The 15345-nt window shown below is 65.4% G+C and carries 15 protein-coding genes; 1 reads left to right on the top strand and 14 read right to left on the bottom strand.

From position 1 onward, the window contains the following. The 14 genes from flhB to flhD all read right to left on the bottom strand — a co-directional run bounded on the left by flhB (position 1) and on the right by flhD (position 14119). Positions 1 to 1155 carry a flagellar biosynthesis protein FlhB gene (gene flhB / locus WHX56_RS17770; RefSeq protein ID WP_338878534.1) on the bottom strand — a complete coding sequence of 385 codons (1155 nt, stop codon included), beginning with the start codon at positions 1153 to 1155 and terminating at the stop codon, positions 1 to 3. A 186-nt stretch (positions 1156 to 1341) separates the two neighbouring features. Next, positions 1342 to 2889 carry a methyl-accepting chemotaxis protein gene (locus WHX56_RS17765; protein WP_338878533.1) on the bottom strand — a complete coding sequence of 516 codons (1548 nt, stop codon included), beginning with the start codon at positions 2887 to 2889 and terminating at the stop codon, positions 1342 to 1344. Positions 2890 to 3094: 205 nt separating this feature from the next. After that, the gene (cheZ, locus tag WHX56_RS17760) at positions 3095 to 3727 is read right to left on the bottom strand and encodes a protein phosphatase CheZ (RefSeq protein WP_129247091.1); all 633 of its coding nucleotides are present in this window, start codon (positions 3725 to 3727) and stop codon (positions 3095 to 3097) included. An 8-nt stretch (positions 3728 to 3735) separates the two neighbouring features. Further along, a complete protein-coding gene (gene cheY, locus WHX56_RS17755; protein WP_006219033.1) occupies positions 3736 to 4125 on the bottom strand; it encodes a chemotaxis response regulator CheY in 390 nt (129 codons plus the stop codon). 45 nt (positions 4126 to 4170) lie between these two features. Beyond that, the gene (locus WHX56_RS17750; protein ID WP_129247088.1) at positions 4171 to 5229 is read right to left on the bottom strand and encodes a protein-glutamate methylesterase/protein-glutamine glutaminase; all 1059 of its coding nucleotides are present in this window, start codon (positions 5227 to 5229) and stop codon (positions 4171 to 4173) included. Between the two features lie 14 nt (positions 5230 to 5243). After that, complete coding sequence (locus WHX56_RS17745; RefSeq protein WP_129247099.1) at positions 5244 to 6068, bottom strand: CheR family methyltransferase; 825 nt, start codon at positions 6066 to 6068, stop codon at positions 5244 to 5246. A 38-nt stretch (positions 6069 to 6106) separates the two neighbouring features. Beyond that, entirely contained in the window at positions 6107 to 7810 is a 1704-nt protein-coding gene (locus WHX56_RS17740) for a methyl-accepting chemotaxis protein (RefSeq protein ID WP_338878532.1), read from the bottom strand. Positions 7811 to 7902: 92 nt separating this feature from the next. Further along, complete coding sequence (cheW, locus tag WHX56_RS17735; RefSeq protein WP_129247084.1) at positions 7903 to 8403, bottom strand: chemotaxis protein CheW; 501 nt, start codon at positions 8401 to 8403, stop codon at positions 7903 to 7905. 16 nt (positions 8404 to 8419) lie between these two features. Continuing rightward, positions 8420 to 10546 (bottom strand): chemotaxis protein CheA, encoded by a 2127-nt coding sequence (gene cheA / locus WHX56_RS17730; protein WP_338878531.1) that lies wholly within the window; start codon positions 10544 to 10546, stop codon positions 8420 to 8422. 29 nt (positions 10547 to 10575) lie between these two features. Continuing rightward, complete coding sequence (locus WHX56_RS17725) at positions 10576 to 10956, bottom strand: response regulator (protein ID WP_129247103.1); 381 nt, start codon at positions 10954 to 10956, stop codon at positions 10576 to 10578. Positions 10957 to 10958: 2 nt separating this feature from the next. Next, complete coding sequence (gene motB, locus WHX56_RS17720) at positions 10959 to 11948, bottom strand: flagellar motor protein MotB (protein WP_129247105.1); 990 nt, start codon at positions 11946 to 11948, stop codon at positions 10959 to 10961. A gap of 11 nt (positions 11949 to 11959) precedes the next feature. Further along, entirely contained in the window at positions 11960 to 12835 is an 876-nt protein-coding gene (gene motA, locus WHX56_RS17715; RefSeq protein ID WP_129247107.1) for a flagellar motor stator protein MotA, read from the bottom strand. 345 nt (positions 12836 to 13180) lie between these two features. Continuing rightward, entirely contained in the window at positions 13181 to 13762 is a 582-nt protein-coding gene (gene flhC, locus WHX56_RS17710; protein WP_338878530.1) for a flagellar transcriptional regulator FlhC, read from the bottom strand. Between the two features lie 33 nt (positions 13763 to 13795). Continuing rightward, entirely contained in the window at positions 13796 to 14119 is a 324-nt protein-coding gene (gene flhD, locus WHX56_RS17705) for a flagellar transcriptional regulator FlhD (RefSeq protein ID WP_006219025.1), read from the bottom strand. A 433-nt stretch (positions 14120 to 14552) separates the two neighbouring features. Here flhD and WHX56_RS17700 point away from each other — a divergent pair, with 433 nt between their 5' ends. Continuing rightward, the gene (locus WHX56_RS17700; RefSeq protein WP_129247111.1) at positions 14553 to 15308 is read left to right on the top strand and encodes an RNA polymerase sigma factor FliA; all 756 of its coding nucleotides are present in this window, start codon (positions 14553 to 14555) and stop codon (positions 15306 to 15308) included. Positions 15309 to 15345 lie beyond the last annotated feature (37 nt).

Raw genomic sequence — 15345 nt, 5'->3', positions numbered from 1 at the left:
TCAAACTCCTTGTGCTGCGGTGTTGGCCTGCGGGTCCAGTTCGGCGGGCACGGCCAGGCGGGTCGGGGCCATAGGCTCGGCCCCCCATCCCGATCGCCAGGAACGCAACTGGAAGACCCACGCCAGCACTTCTGCCACCGCGGTGTATAGCTCGGCCGGGATTTCCTGCCCCAGCTCGACGTGTTGATGCAAGGCGCGCGCCAGCGGCGGCGCCTCCAATGTGGGGATGCGGTGCTCGGCCGCGAGTTCGCGGATCTTGGCCGCGATCAGGCCGGTGCCCTTGGCCAGCACCCGCGGCGCCCCGTGCTTGTCCTCGTCGTACTTCAACGCCACGGCGTAATGGGTCGGGTTGGTCACCACGACGTCCGCCCTGGGCACTTCCGACATCATGCGCCGCCGCGCCGCCTGGCGCTGCTGCTGCCGGATGCGCGCCTTCACGTGGGGGTCCCCTTCGCTTTCCTTGTGCTCCTGGCGGACGTCTTCCTTGGACATGCGCAGTTTCTTCAGGTGGCTCCAGATCTGCCACGGCACGTCCAGCATCACGATGATCAGCAGGGACGCCACGATGAAGGCGCAGCACATCGCCACCAGCGTCAGCGCCTTGATGAGCGCGGCCGACGGCGCCACGTGCATCAGGCCCAGCATGTCGTCGTGGTAGCTCCAGATCACCCAGACGGCCACGCCGCCCACCAGCGCGGCCTTGGCCAGCGCCTTGATCAGCTCCACCACGGTCTGCGACGAGAACATCCGCTTCAGCCCGGACAGCGGGCTGAGCTTGGAAAAATTGAACTGCAAGGGCTTGCCCGAGATGACGATGCCGCCCAGCAGCACGCTGGACAGGATCGCGACCACCGCGAGCAACCCGAAAATCGGCAGCAGCGTCAGCAGGATCTGGCCGAAGCCGTCGACCGCCCGTTCGACCATCACGCCGGGATCGGCGACGATGCGCTGGTCGAACCCCAGACTGTTGCGCAGCACCCCGCTCAGGGACCGGTAGAGCGAGCTGCCGCCCACCCAGACCGCCCCGACGCCCGCGGCCAGCATCATGAACGTGCCCAGTTCCCGGGAACGCGCAATCTGCCCCTCCTCGCGCGCCTTTTCCAGGCGCCTGGGAGAGGCGGCTTCGGTCTTTTCGAGGTCGCTTTCTTCGGCCATGCTCTGCGGTGTCGTTGCGGCTCGCGGATTCTGGGATTACGAGCTGCCCGCCGAGATTCTAGGAGGCCTGGGGCCTTGGCGATAAGCCAAGAAGCGGGGGGAAAGCGGCGCTATTCCGGGCTGCGTCCCGGACCCGCCCGCGCCGCCCGGCCGGGAACGCCCCGGGACCCGGCCCCGCCGGCCGCGTCAGCCGGCCGCGGGAACCGCCCGGTGGCCGGGCTCCCGCCCCTCCAGCGCCGCCTGGAAGCGTCCGTAATCCAGGCCGATCCGCACGGCGCCCCAGTGCTCCGGCCCCAAATAAACCGGGATGGATATGTCATTGACGATTTCACCCGTGTCGCGCGAATACGTCTGGAACAGCATTGCGCCGGTGTTGGCGGCCAGCCGGGAGCCCACCGGATCGTCGAAGATGCGCTTGTGCCGCACTCGGACGATGTCCTGCCCGGGGTCTCCGGTGGGCGCGTGCGAGTAGCGGCTGTTGTGCGCCGGCGCGTAGCCCCGGTTGTCCACCAGGATCGTGTAGATGCCGCCGGGCACCGACTCCAGCACCCGGTCCAGCAACCGGGTCAAGGGTTCCTCGATCTGGCGGTCGTAGGCGGTGTGGTAGCGCGGCGGCTCGCTGCCCGGGATGCGCCGGTAGTGGCGGTCGAACACGTCCGTCCCGCCCTTCCTGGCCGCTTCCAGCAGGCCGGCGGCCGCGTCCCGGAATGCCTCGAGCGCGTCGGACAGGCCATCGAAGGCGGTATTGCCGGTGCGCATGTCCGCCAGCACTTCCTGCACGCTTTCGGTCTGGCGGCGGATGCGGTCGATTTCGCCCGACATGCTGCCCATGCGCTGCAGCACGTCCGCGCTCAGCGCGGCGATCCGGCCCACTTCCTCGCTCATGCCGTGGTTGGTGGCGTCGACCTCGCCGATCGCCTGCACCACTTCGGACACCTGGCGGTTCATGCTGCCGAAATCGTCCACGAAACGCTGGAAATCGGAACACGTCCGGTCCAGGACCTGGCCCGAGGCATCGACGTCGTCGCGCAGGCTGCCGGTCTGCCGCTGGGTGCTGTCGACCAGCTCCAGCATTTCCCCGCTGTGCCTGGCGATGTCGCTGGTGGCCGAATTGACGCGCTCGGCCAGCCTTCCGACCTCGCTCGCCACCACCGCGAAACCCCGCCCGGCATCCCCTGCCCTGGCCGCCTCCACGCCCGCGTTCAGCGCCAGCAACTGCGTCTGCAAGGCGATCTCCTTGATCAGCTTGCTGATGTCGCCGACCGAACGGGCGCGCGCGGTCAATTGGCCCACCACGTCGGTGAAAGCGCCCATCTCGCGGGTCATGCGGTCGACGCGCTGCTTGACCTCGGACAGTTCCGCCAGCGCCTGCTCCGCCGCCTGCAGGTTGTGTCCGGATACCTCGGAGATTTCGCGCGCGTGGGTGGACGTGGACGCCGACAGCGCCGCGATCTGCGTGCCGCTCGCGGCCAGGGCCTGCGCCGCGCGCGCCTGCTCCTGCGCCAGTTGCGCGCAGCGTCCCGCCTGGTACTGGGTGCGCGCCGCGTTCAGCGCGATTTCGATGCTGGACTGCCGCACGGTCACGATCCGGCGGCGGATCTGCCCCAGGAACCGGTATAGCGGCCAAACGGCCGGACTGATAGACAGGGTGCGTTCCGACAGCATGGCGTCGCCCCGGTTTAGCCGGCGCAACAATGCCCACATGCCGCCCAGGCGGAATACGGATCTGGCCAAGATGAACCTCCTTGTGCTGGCCCGGATCGCCTTCTATGGGCATCCGTTGCCTGGCGCGCGTGGCGCCTGTTTCATGCTGCGAGGCCCCGATTCTTATGGCGGGAAGTCTATCGGCCGGGCGCGGATCGCGCCCTTAGGGAATACGTCATGAAGCGCGGCGGCGCGCACCGCCGGAGGGCAGGTCCGCCGGCGCCGCCCGCGCGGCCTAGAACCCCAGGCTGGCCAGCAGGTCGTCGACCTGGTCCTGGCTGGTGACCACGTCGGCCTTGCCCTGAGGGCTGATCTGCGGCCCGTTGAGCAGGCTGTTGGCCTCCTCGCGGCGCTCCTGCGGCACGTTGTCCAGCAGCACCTGCAGCAGCTCGCGCTCGATCGCGCCGACCACGTCCATCATGCGCATGATGACCTGGCCCGTCAGGTCCTGGAAATCCTGCGCCATGATGATTTCCATCAAGTGCGACTGCGTCTGTTGCGCCTGCTTCGGCACTTCCTGCAGGTACGCGCGGGTATCCTTCACCAGTTCGCGCGCCTCGGGCAGTTCCAGCGGCTGGTCGTACCATTGCTGCCAGCGCGTATCCAGCGACTGCGCCGAACGCGACAACTGGTCCTGGATCGGGCCGGCCTGCTCGGTCGCGTTCAGCACGCGGTTGGCGGCCTGCTCGGTCATCTGCGCCACGTAGCGCAGGCGGTCGCGGGCGTCGGGGATGGCGGTGGCGGCGTCCTTGATCGCCTGGTCCAGGCCAAGTTCGCGCATGCTGTCGCGCAACATGCGCGTCAGCGACGCAATGCGGTGGATCAGGTCGGGGGACTCAGCCGGGTCAACATTTTCCGTCGTGCTCATTGCACACCTCAGCCGGCAATTTTCTCGAAGATCTTGGTGAGCTTCTCTTCCAGCGTCGCCGCGGTGAAAGGCTTGACCACGTAACCGTTGGCGCCGGCCTGGGCCGCCGCGACGATGTTTTCCTTCTTGGCCTCGGCCGTCACCATCAGGACCGGCAGCGACGCCAGCGAGGCGTCCGCACGGATCTGCTTGAGCATTTCAAGGCCGTCGAGATTAGGCATGTTCCAGTCGGACACGACGAACTGGAAACCGCCGTTGCGCAGTTTTTCCAGCCCGATCGCGCCGTCTTCGGCTTCATCCACGTTCTCGAAACCCAGCTCCTTTAGCAGGTTGCGGATGATCCGCCGCATGGTGGGGAAATCATCCACCACCAGAATCTTTATGCCCTTGTCTACCATTTCTACTCCAGAAAAAATGTGCTTGGGAACGATCGTGCGCCCGCGTCAAACGCGGTGGCCACGGTCGCCCAGGCGAGTCAGAATGCGTTCGCTCATCGCGGACAACGAAACCACTTCATCCGCGGCGCCGATGGCGATCGCCTCGCGGGGCATGCCGAACACCACGCAACTGGCCTCGTCCTGCGCGATCGTGTGCGCCCCGGCGCGATGCATGGCCAGCATACCCGCGGCGCCGTCCTTGCCCATGCCGGTCAGGATGACGCCAATGGCGTTCTTGCCGGCGGCGACCGCCGCGGAATTGAACAGAACGTCCACCGACGGGCGGTGGCGGTTTACGGGTTCGCTGGCCTCCAGCTCGATCACGTAGTTGGCGCCGCTGCGGCCCAGCCGCATGTGCGTGTCGCCGCCTGGCGCCAGGTACACGTGGCCCGGCAGCACGCGGTCGCCATGCACGGCCTCGCGGACGGTCACCGCGCACAGCGCATCCAGCCGTTGCGCGAAGGAGCGGGTGAAGCCCGCGGGCATGTGCTGCGTGATCAGGATGGCCGGGCTGTCGGGCGGCAGCGGCTGCAGCACTTCGCGGATGGCCTCGGTGCCGCCCGTGGACGCCCCGACGATCACCAGTTTTTCCGAACTGGACAGCGGCCGGCGCAGCATGGGCGCGGGCGCGGCCGGCGTGCCGTGCGGCGCGGGCGCGCGCAGCCGGGCGCGCGATGCCGCGCGGATCTTGTCCGCGATGATTTCCGTGTATTCCAACAGGCCGTCGCGTATGCCCAGCTTGGGCTTGGTCACGAAATCGATCGCGCCCAGCTCCAGCGCTCGCAGCGTGATTTCGCCGCCGCGCTCGGTCAGCGACGACACCATCACGACCGGCATCGGCCGCAGGCGCATCAGCTTTTCCAGGAAATCGAGCCCGTCCATGCGGGGCATTTCCACATCCAGCGTCAGGACGTCCGGATTGTGGCGCTTGATCAGTTCGCGCGCCACCAGGGGGTCCGGCGCCGTCGCGACCACTTCCATGTCAGGCTGGCTATTGATGATCTCGGTCATCAGTCCGCGCACCAGCGCGGAGTCGTCCACACACAAAACGCTTATTTTTTTCATCTTTGCTGCCCCGTTCAGGCCTTGCCCGCACATTCGTAGACCGTCTGCCCCCGCAGCCGGAAGTCGCGGCTGATGTAGGTGAAGTTCTCGGAGTGGCCCGCGAACAGCAGTCCGCCGGGTTTGAGCAGCGGAACAAACCGCTCCAAGATCCTCGCCTGGGTGGGTTTGTCGAAATAAATCATCACGTTGCGACAGAAGATCACGTCGAACTTCTCGTCGATCGGCCAGGCCGGCGCCAACAGGTTCAGGGTCTCGTAGCGCACCATGTCCACGATCTCGGGGCGCACCCTCACCTGTCCGGCGTTGGCGCCCCGCCCCTTCAGGAAGAAGCGCCGCAGGCGCTCGTCTTCCATCTTCGCCACGCGCTCCGCGGGATAGACCCCGGTCCGCGCCCGGGCCAGCACATTGGTGTCGATGTCCGTCGCCAGCACGCTGCTCGACCCGGCCCGCGGGCCCAGCGCCTCCACCAGCGTCATGGCGATGGAATACGGCTCTTCACCGGTGGACGCCGCGCAGCACCACACCGATACCGGGCCGCCGCGCCGCTTGGCGAAATCGGCCAGGATCGGGAAATGATGCGATTCCCGGAAGAAGGCCGTCAGGTTGGTCGTCAACGCATTGACGAAATCTTCCCACTCGGCGGCGCCGGGCTCGTCCTCGAGCTGGTCCAGGTAGCTGCCGAAATCCTGCAGGCCCAGGGCGCGCAGGCGCCGCGCGAGCCGGCTGTAGACCATTTCCCGTTTGTGCGTGCCCAGCGAAATGCCGGCGTGCGCATGGATCATCTTGCGCACGCGCGAAAAATCGGCGTCGCGAAAATCGAATTGGCGGTCCACCGACATGGACGGCGCCGGATGGGCCGAAGTTGCCACGGCGGCCCTCAGTGCCCGAGCGCAAGCGCATCGGGCGCCTGCAAGCGTGAGTCGTCATCGGAGGAACGCACGGAAGACAGGCGATGCGCCGGCACTTCGATGACTTCACCCGCGTTGACCTTGAACACGGCAACCGCCTCGGCCAGGCGCTGCGCCTGCTCCTGCAGCGAGCCCGCAGCCGCGGCCGCCTCTTCCACCAGCGCCGCGTTCTGCTGCGTCACCTCGTCCATCTGCGAAACCGCGCGGTTGACCTGGTCGATACCGCTGGACTGCTCCTCGGACGCCGCCGAGATCTCGCCCATGATGTCCGTCACCCGCTTCACCGACGCCACGATCTCCTGCATCGTCGCGCCCGCACGCTCCACCTGTTGCGAGCCCGCGCCGACCTTCGTGACCGAATCCTCGATCAGGCCCTTGATTTCCTTGGCCGCCTGCGCGCTGCGCTGCGCCAGCGAGCGCACTTCGCCCGCCACCACCGCGAAGCCCTTGCCCTGCTCGCCCGCCCGCGCCGCTTCCACCGCCGCGTTCAGCGCCAGGATGTTGGTCTGGAAAGCAATGCCGTCGATCACCGACACAATCTCGGAAATCTTGCGCGAGCTGGCCGAAATCTCCTGCATGGTGTTGACCACTTCCGACACCGCCGAGCCGCCGCGTTCCGCCACGTCCGACGCGCTGGCCGCCAGTTGATTGGCCTGGCGCGCGTTGTCCGCGTTCTGCTTCACCGTCGAGGCCAGTTCTTCCATCGACGCCGCCGTTTCCTCCAGCGACGCCGCCTGCTGTTCCGTGCGGCTGGACAGGTCCGTGTTGCCCGCGGCGATCTCGTGGGAACCCACGTTGATTTCATCCACGCCGCGGCGCACCGTTGCCACCGTGCGGGTCAGGCTTTCCTGCATGCGCTTGAGCGCGGCGAACAACTGGCCGATCTCGTTGGTATTGCGCACGTCCACGCGGGTGGTCAGATCGCCGCCGGCGATGCGGTCGAAGTGATGCCCCGCTTCCTTCAGCGGCAGCAGCACGCGGCGGCGCAGGAAGACGTAGGTGGCGAACACCAGCAGCGCGGCGAGCACGCCGCCCGCGCCGACAGCAATCAGCACGAACTGGTAGCGCACCTGCGCCACCTCGTAGGCGTCCAGCATCTTGCTGGCGCGCCAGAAATCGAAGCCTTCGATCGCCCGGGCAAAGCGCCCCTCCAGGGCGTCCTGCACCGTCTGGACCTGTTTCTGGAAAGCCGGCATGTCGGCCTTTTCCAGGGCGGCGACCAGCGGCCCCAGGCCCTGCTGCGCCAGCGCGCCGTAGGAATCGTCGATTTCCTTGAGCGCCTCGGCCGCTTCCTGCGGCCGCGGCAGGGTCTTGTAGTACTCGAACTCCGCCTGGCCCTTGTTCATGGACGCCTTCGCGCGTTCCAGCAGGCCGGTGGCTTCCGCGGACAGGCCCTGCGTCAGCAGGGTCGCCTGGCCCACATTGCGCACGATGTCGGCGTAGTTGGACGAGGCCGCGCGGCCCAGGCCATTCAGGGTGTCCTTGTAGCTGGACACCACGCGTCCGACCGCGTCGTCCAGCTCCTGCGACTGCTTGATCTCCGCCAGGGTCCCATTGCTGATGCGCAGGGACAGGACGCCAAGCGCCGCCCCGATCACCAACATGAATGAGAAAAACGCCAGCACCCACAACAGGCTGCTGCGTATCGTCATGTTCGCGAAAAACTTGCGCATCACAAGCACCACTCCTTGACTGCAATCGTTAAAGGAAAGCGCCACATCGGATCGAATATGGCGCCTCTACCCCGCATACGGCCAGGCTCCGATCAGGAGGCGACCTTCTCCACCAGTGCCATTTCATCGCTGGTCATGAGTTTTTCGATATCCACCAGGATCAGCATGCGCTCATCCACCGTGCCCAGGCCGGTCAGGTATTCCGTGGACAGCGTCGCGCCGAACTCCGGCGCCGGGCGGACCTGGCCCGAATTGAGCATGAGCACGTCCGACACGCCGTCCACCACGATGCCGACCACGCGGCGGTCGAGGTTCAGGATGATGACCACGGTCTGCTCGTTGTAGTCGACGCGGCCCAGATTGAACTTGATGCGCAGGTCGACGATCGGCACGATGATGCCGCGCAGGTTCGTCACGCCCTTGATGAACGGCGGAACATTGGCGATGCGGGTGACCGTATCGGCGTCGTAGCCGCGGATCTCCTGCACCTTCAGGATGTCGATGCCGTATTCTTCGTCGCCCAGCGTAAACACCAGGAATTCGCTGCCGACATCTTCATTGCGCGCGGCTTGCGCTTGCGGTTTGGCTGCCATGAGGTTTATTTCTCCATCAATTCAGAATGGCTTCGGGCTGCGACCAACGCTCGCGGTTGGCGCGCGCAAGCGCAAATACGTCGACGATCAGGGCCACGCTGCCGTCGCCCAGGATGGTGGCGGCGGAGATGCCTGGAACCTTGCGGTAATTCGATTCGAGGTTCTTCACCACGACCTGGTGCTGCCCGATCAGGTGGTCCACCAGCAGCGCGAAGCGCCGGTCCTCGGCCTGCATGATAACGGCGATGGCCTGGGTGGGGTCGGTCTGGGCCTCGCCCACCGAAAACACCCGGTGCATCTCGACCAGCGGCAGGTATTCGCCGCGCACGTGCATGACGCGTTCGTTGCCCGCGACCGAGTAGATCTGGTCGTTCGTCGGCTGCAGCGACTCGGTCACGTGGTTCAGCGGCAGGATGAAGGTTTCCTCGCCCACCCGCACCGACATGCCGTCCAGGATGGCCAGTGTCAGCGGCAGGACGATGCGCGTGGTGGTGCCGTTGCCCGGCTCGCACGACAACTGCACGTGGCCGCCCATGTCCTGGATGTTCCGGCGCACCACGTCCATGCCGACGCCCCGGCCGGAAATGTCCGTGACTTTCTCCGCGGTGGAGAAGCCCGGCGCGAAGATCAGTTGCCAGATTTCGTCGTCCGGCGAATTTTCATTGACCGGCAGGCCCTGCGCGATCGCCTTCTTGAGGATTTTCTCGCGGTTCAGGCCGGCGCCGTCGTCGCTGACCTCGATCACGATGTTGCCGCCGTTGTGCTGGGCCGACAGCACCAGTTGCCCGACTGGATCCTTGCCGGACGCGACGCGCTTTTCCGGGGTCTCGATGCCGTGGTCCAGGCTGTTGCGCACCAGGTGGGTCAGCGGGTCGATGATGCGCTCGATCAGGCTCTTGTCCAGCTCGGTCGCGCGGCCGTACGTCTGAAGTTCGATCTGCTTGCCCATCTTGCTGGCGATGTCGCGCACCAGGCGGGGGAAGCGGCTGAACACATAGTCCATCGGCATCATGCGGATCGACATGACCGCTTCCTGCAGGTCGCGGGCATTGCGCTCCAACTGCTCCATGCCGTTGAGCAGGCGGTCGTGCAGCACGGGATCCAGCGTGGACGCGGTCTGCGCCAGCATGGCCTGCGTGATGACCAGTTCGCCCACCAGATTGATCACCTGGTCGACCTTTTCGACGCCCACGCGGATCGAGGTGGATTCCTTGTCCGCGTGCGCGGGAGCCGCGGGCCGGGCGGCGCGCGCGGCCTGGGTGATGGCCTCGGCCGCGGCGGCCGATTCCGCGACGGCCGGAGCCGGCGCGGCGGGCGCTTCGGCCGGAGCCGGGGCCTGGACGGCGGCGGGCTCGGGCGCGGCGGCCGGGGCGTCGCCCGACGGCGCGGCCTCGCGGGCAATGCTCAACTGATCGCCGTCGACGATGAAGCAGCACACCGCCTCGATATCGTCCGGCGTGCAGGTGCTGTCCATCCACACGGTCAGGGCGCCGCCCGCGCGTTCACTGGCCTTGACCGTGCCCAGATTGCCCATTTCCTCGAGCAGGGACGCGGCGTCCTTGTCGGACACCTTCGTGATCCGCACGCGCAGCGGCACGCTGCCCGCGTCCGCGACAGCCGCCTGCGGTTCGGGCTGCGCGGGGGCCGCCTGCGCGGGCGCCGGGGCCGGGGCCGCAACCACCGGAGCGGGAGCCGGGGCCGGGGCCGGGGCCGGCGCGGGGGCTGCCGCCGCGGCGGGGTCCTTATGCTCCAGCGCAAGCTGCCTCAACACGGCGCAAATACGCTCAAACATGGCTTCATCGGGCTCTTCGGAGGCCCTGTAGGCATCCAACTGGCTTTTGAGCACGTCTTTCGTTTCCAAGAAAATATCAATCATGTCCGTGCGCAGCGCCATTTCGCCGCGACGGATCGCATCCAGGAGGTTTTCAAGCAAGTGGGTCGTGCCCGCGAGCTGCGTGAAGCAGCCGAAGGTCGCCGCGCCGCCCTTGATCGAGTGGGCCGCGCGGAAGATTGCGTTGAGCTGTTCGATGTCGGGCGAACCCACATCCAGCTCGAGCAGCAATTGTTCCATTTGCGCGAGCAGCTCGTCCGCCTCGTCGAAAAAGGTCTCGTAAAACTGACTGAGGTCCAAACCAGAACTCATGACCCGTACGCCTTCATAAATGAACCTGCTTACGCGCCGGCCTGCTCATCGAGCAGTTCGGACGCCAATTCGACCAGCACATCGGGATCGACCGGCTTGGAAAGCCAGCCGCAAACGCCCAGATCCCGGGCTGCCATCTTGCTGTCCACGTCGTCTTCGGTGGTCAGCACCAGCACCGGCACGTCCAGATACTGATCGTCCTCGCGCAAACCCTGAATCAGCTCCAGGCCACCCATGACCGGCATGTTCCAGTCGCTCACCACCAGGTCCACCGGGTGGCGCCTGGCCATCTCCAGCGCCTCCTGGCCGTTGCCGGCCGTCAGAACCGTCCATCCCGCGCCTGCCAACGTCGCCTGGACGATCATGCGCATCGTCGCCGAGTCGTCCGCCACCAGAATCGTTGCCGCCATTGCTATCGAACCCCTTCGGCGGACGGGTTGCTCTCCGTTTCGCCTGGTTTGGTTGCCGTCGTGGCCTGGACCGCCGTTCGGGCCGCGTCCACTGCCGTCCCCACCTCGCGGGCATCCTTGGCCGAGACGTCCGCGGCGGCGGCGTTCTCGTTTTCGATGCGCCGCTGGGTGCTCTGATTGAGCACCACGAGGCTGATACGCCTATTAACGGCCGCATATGGATCATCTTTAACGAGGCTCATGCTCGAAGACAGACCCTGGATGCGCATGACCTTGCTTTCGTTCATCCCGCCGGCCACCAATTCCTGCCGCGACGCGTTCGCGCGGTCGGCCGAAAGCTCCCAGTTGCTGTAGGCGCGCTCGCCGCGCGCATACTGCGACGCGTCGGTATGGCCCGAGATGCTGACCTTGTTGGGCAGCTCGTTCAGGACCGGCCCCAGTTCCCGGAGAATGTCGCGCATGTAGGGCTGCACTTCCGCGCGGCCGGTGGCGAACATCGGGCGGTTCTGGTTGTCGATGATCTGGATGCGCAGGCCCTCGGTCGTCAGGTCGATCAGCAACTGCGGCCGGAAGCTCTTCAGCACCGGGCTGGTCTCGATGACATTCTCGAGCCGCTTTTTCAGGTTTTCCAGGCGGTGCTGCTCGCGGCGCTCGGCGTCGCCCATGGGCTGGGCCTCGACCCGGTTGCCCTGCGCGCGGCGCACGTCGCCGTCGCTGCGCAGCGGGTCCTGCCCGCCGCCGGGCACCGCGCTGGTCTCGGCCGAATTGCTGGGCCCGCCCGTGATGGCGACGCGCAGGGGCATGCGGAAGTACTCCGCGATCCCCTTGAGTTCTTCGCGCGGGACGACGCTGATCAGCCACATCACCAGGAAGAACGCCATCATCGCCGTGATGAAGTCGGCGTAGGCGATCTTCCAACTGCCCCCGTGGTGCGCGCCGCCCTTGCCCTTCTTGCGGCGGATGACCACACGGTGGTTGTTTACCGTGCTCATGGACAGCTCCGTCAGGCCCTGCCGGTCGTGGCCGACTTGGCTTGCCGGACGTGCTCTTCCAGCTCACCGAAGGTCGGGCGCACGGCCGAGAACAGCACCTTGCGGCCGAATTCCACCGCCAACTGGGGCGGGTAGCCGTTCATGCTGGCGAGCAGCGTGGTCTTGATGCACTCCAGGACCTTCATGGCTTCGTCGCTGCGGCGCTCGATGCGCGAGGCCATCGGCCCCACGAAACCGTAGGCCAGCAGGATGCCCAGGAAAGTGCCCACCATGGCCTTGGAAATCAGGTCGCCCAGGATCGCGGGAGGCTGGTCCACGGCGGCAAGCGCCTTGATCACGCCCAGCACCGCGGCCACGATGCCGAATGCCGGCAGCCCGTCGGCCATCTGGTGCAAGGCGCGCGCGGGGACTTCGCGCTCGTGGCGGTAGGTTTCGATCTCCTCGTCCATGAGCGTCTCGATTTCGAACGAGCTCATGTTGCCGCTGATCATGATGCGCAGGTAGTCCGTGATGAACTCCATGAGCTTCGCGTCTTTGGCGATGCGGGGATATTCGCTGAAGATCGGGCTGGACTCCGGGTCCTCGATGTGCGATTCGATCGCCATCAGGCCTTCGCGCCGCGCCTTGTTCAGCAGCACGTACAGGAGCGCCATCAGCTCCATGTACACGTCCTTGCCGTAACGCGAGCTTTTCAGCGCGTCGGGCAGCGCCGCCTTCACCAGCATCAGCGACTTTTTGCTGTTGCTGGCAAGGAAGGCCCCGAAGGCCGCGCCGAAGATCAGCGTGAGCTCGAAGGGCTGGTAAAGCGCGCCCAGATGGCCGCCCAGCGCGATGAAGCTGCCGACGACCGACACGGACACCACGAGAAAACCGATAACAATCAACACATCAGGCCCCTGCCAACGAAGTCTAAGAATGCCCCCACGCCGCGCCTTCGGCTTGCTGCCCCCCAAGGGGGCTTTTCTGCCTTGGGGCGGCCCGGCGGCAGAAATGCCCCCACGCCGCGCCTTCGGCTTACTGCCCCCAAGGGGGCTTTTTTGCCTTGGGGCGGCCCGGCGGCAAAAATGCCCCCACGCCGCGCCTTCGGCTTGCTGCCCCCCAAGGGGGCTTTTCTGCCTTGGGGCGGCCCGGCGGCAAAACACCGGCGTAAATGATCCCCTGTTCCCCCCGGCCCAAAAAGGCGGGTTACGGGGAGTTTTCCAGGGCTTTTGATGTATTTGGAAACGCGCCGGTCAGGACCGGACGATGTTCGCGGCGGGCGCGGGGGGAGTACCGGCGCGCGCCTTGGCCGCGGCGCGCGTCTTGCCCGCGCGGGGTGGCGGCCGGCAGATCGCGCACACGAAATCCGACTGGGGATCGTGGGCGTGGGCGATGAAATGGCCGCCGCACTGGCGGCAGGCGGACAGTTGCAGCATGCCGCTGTCGAAGAAACGCACCAGCATCCAGGCCCGGGTGAAGCTCAGGACCGGCTCGGCCGATTCGGACGAATCCATGCCGGCGTTTTCGAGATACAGGCGATAGGCGTCGATGGTGGCCCGTATCCCCTTGCTGCTGGTGCGCGTGTTCAGGAACGAATAGACGTTGTAGAACAGCGACGAATGGATATTCGGCAGCCAGGTCATGAACCAGTCGACCGAAAAAGGCAGCATGCCCTTGGGAGGCGAGCAACCGCGGATTTCTCGGTACAGGCGGGCCAGGCGGTCGTGGCTGAGGCTGGTTTCAGCCTCCAGCACCTGCAGCCGGGCTCCCAGCGTGATCATGGAACTGGCTAGCAGAATGTCGTCCGCTTCCTGGGATACGCTCTTGGAGGCCATTACACGGGTTTCCGAGTGGAATTCATCAGGCCGTCAGGCCAATTCTTCGACAGGTTGCTTGGCCAGCAGGATCGTTGCGTGCGCTTGTTGCAGCGCACCACCCAGGACGTCGTGGGTCAGCGCGGACAGCAAGCTGTAGTCATCGAAGCGGAAACGGCACAGCAGCGAGCTGGAGCTGGCCAGCTTGACCAACTGGGCCGGAGAAAGGCGCATCAAAATGTCGGCGACCTCGTTGCTGAACCCCAGGCGGAACATCGACGCGGCGTAATCATCGCGAAGCATGCGCTGGGCTAGTAACAGATATGACAAATTGACTTCGCGAATGTCTGCCAACAACGAATTTTCGACTTGTTGCACGCCCAACTCCCTAGTTCCGTTCCCGCCCACGGGGCTTCGATAAGCAAAATGTTCGGCAATCACCGTTGCCGTAGATCCAGACACGCCCTGCTTTAATGCGAAATGTATCATTTGTTCGCAATTTAAGTAAAATTTACCACAGGTGATGTCATTTTCTATGACTTATATGACAAATCTTTGTTGATGTTGCGCAACTTGCCTTTTTCGATACACCTTGACATAGAACTTTCTCACAAAATTTACGCCAATTAAGAAAACAAGCATTCAAAACATTGCGTACTTCGAGGAATGAAATAGGCGCCAATGTTCACAATGGCAACTTGCCGATCACTCAATTCTGTTTGCTTTAGCCTCCCCCGCGCGTTTGTCGACAATGTCGTAAATTGACAACATTCGGCGACGCGTCATGATGGATACCGCCCGACATTCCGCAATGCCCCACGCAGATGACAGCTTGGTCGAATATGCCCCGCTAGTGCGGAAGCTGGCCCTGCAATTGCTCGCCCGGCTGCCGGCCAGCGTCGAACTGGACGACCTGATACAGGCCGGCATGATCGGCCTGCTCGACGCCGTGCGGCGTTACCAGGAAACCGCCGACGCCCAATTCGAGACCTACGCCACGACCCGCATCCGTGGCGCGATGCTGGACGAACTCCGTGGCCAGGACTGGCTGCCGCGCAGCGTCCGCGCCAAGGCGCGCAAGATCGAACAGGCGATCCAGCAACTGGAGCAGCGCCTGATGCGCCCGCCCACCGAGGCCGAGATCGCGCGACAACTGGACATTCCCCTGGGCGACTACCAAACACTGCTGCACGATGCCCAAGGCGTGCAGATCGTTCACTACGAAGACTTCACCATCGAGCCCGACTCCGGCTCGGGCCAGGCCGACTGGTCGGCCACGCTCAGCCACGGCTCGGCCGACGGCAACCCGCTGGATTCCTTGTTGGCGGGCGACTTCCGCCAGGCGCTGATCCACGCCATCGACGCCCTGCCCGACCGCGAAAAACTGCTGCTGTCGCTTTGCTACGAGCAAGGCCTCAACCTGAAGGAAATCGGCGCCATCATGAACGTGACCGAAGCCCGGGTGTGCCAACTGCGCTCCCAGGCCACGGCGCGGATCCGCGCAAAACTGCGGGAGCAATCTTGGCAGGAACTGCCCCGGGAGGGGCAGATCGCGCAGGTAATTTAGTCCTATAGATGATGGCCCGCCCGTGTCAGACACCCCA

Origin of the sequence: Achromobacter veterisilvae (assembly GCF_037619525.1) — a bacterium.
GTDB classification, from domain to species: Bacteria; Pseudomonadota; Gammaproteobacteria; order Burkholderiales; family Burkholderiaceae_B; genus Achromobacter; species Achromobacter veterisilvae.
Note: the sequence above shows the minus strand (reverse complement) of the source record. Positions and strands in the feature narration are given on the sequence as shown.

Bases quoted from the DNA above. Each gene is read 5' to 3' on its own strand.
- flhB (WP_338878534.1), bottom strand. From the start codon at position 1,155: ATGGCCGAAGAAAGCGACCTCGAAAAGACCGAAGCCGCCTCTCCCAGG.
- cheZ (WP_129247091.1), bottom strand. From the start codon at position 3,727: ATGAGCACGACGGAAAATGTTGACCCGGCTGAGTCCCCCGACCTGATC.
- cheY (WP_006219033.1), bottom strand. From the start codon at position 4,125: ATGGTAGACAAGGGCATAAAGATTCTGGTGGTGGATGATTTCCCCACC.
- WHX56_RS17750 (WP_129247088.1), bottom strand. From the start codon at position 5,229: ATGAAAAAAATAAGCGTTTTGTGTGTGGACGACTCCGCGCTGGTGCGC.
- WHX56_RS17745 (WP_129247099.1), bottom strand. From the start codon at position 6,068: ATGTCGGTGGACCGCCAATTCGATTTTCGCGACGCCGATTTTTCGCGC.
- WHX56_RS17740 (WP_338878532.1), bottom strand. From the start codon at position 7,810: ATGCGCAAGTTTTTCGCGAACATGACGATACGCAGCAGCCTGTTGTGG.
- cheW (WP_129247084.1), bottom strand. From the start codon at position 8,403: ATGGCAGCCAAACCGCAAGCGCAAGCCGCGCGCAATGAAGATGTCGGC.
- cheA (WP_338878531.1), bottom strand. From the start codon at position 10,546: ATGAGTTCTGGTTTGGACCTCAGTCAGTTTTACGAGACCTTTTTCGAC.
- WHX56_RS17725 (WP_129247103.1), bottom strand. From the start codon at position 10,956: ATGGCGGCAACGATTCTGGTGGCGGACGACTCGGCGACGATGCGCATG.
- motB (WP_129247105.1), bottom strand. From the start codon at position 11,948: ATGAGCACGGTAAACAACCACCGTGTGGTCATCCGCCGCAAGAAGGGC.
- flhC (WP_338878530.1), bottom strand. From the start codon at position 13,762: ATGGCCTCCAAGAGCGTATCCCAGGAAGCGGACGACATTCTGCTAGCC.
- WHX56_RS17700 (WP_129247111.1), top strand. From the start codon at position 14,553: ATGCCCCACGCAGATGACAGCTTGGTCGAATATGCCCCGCTAGTGCGG.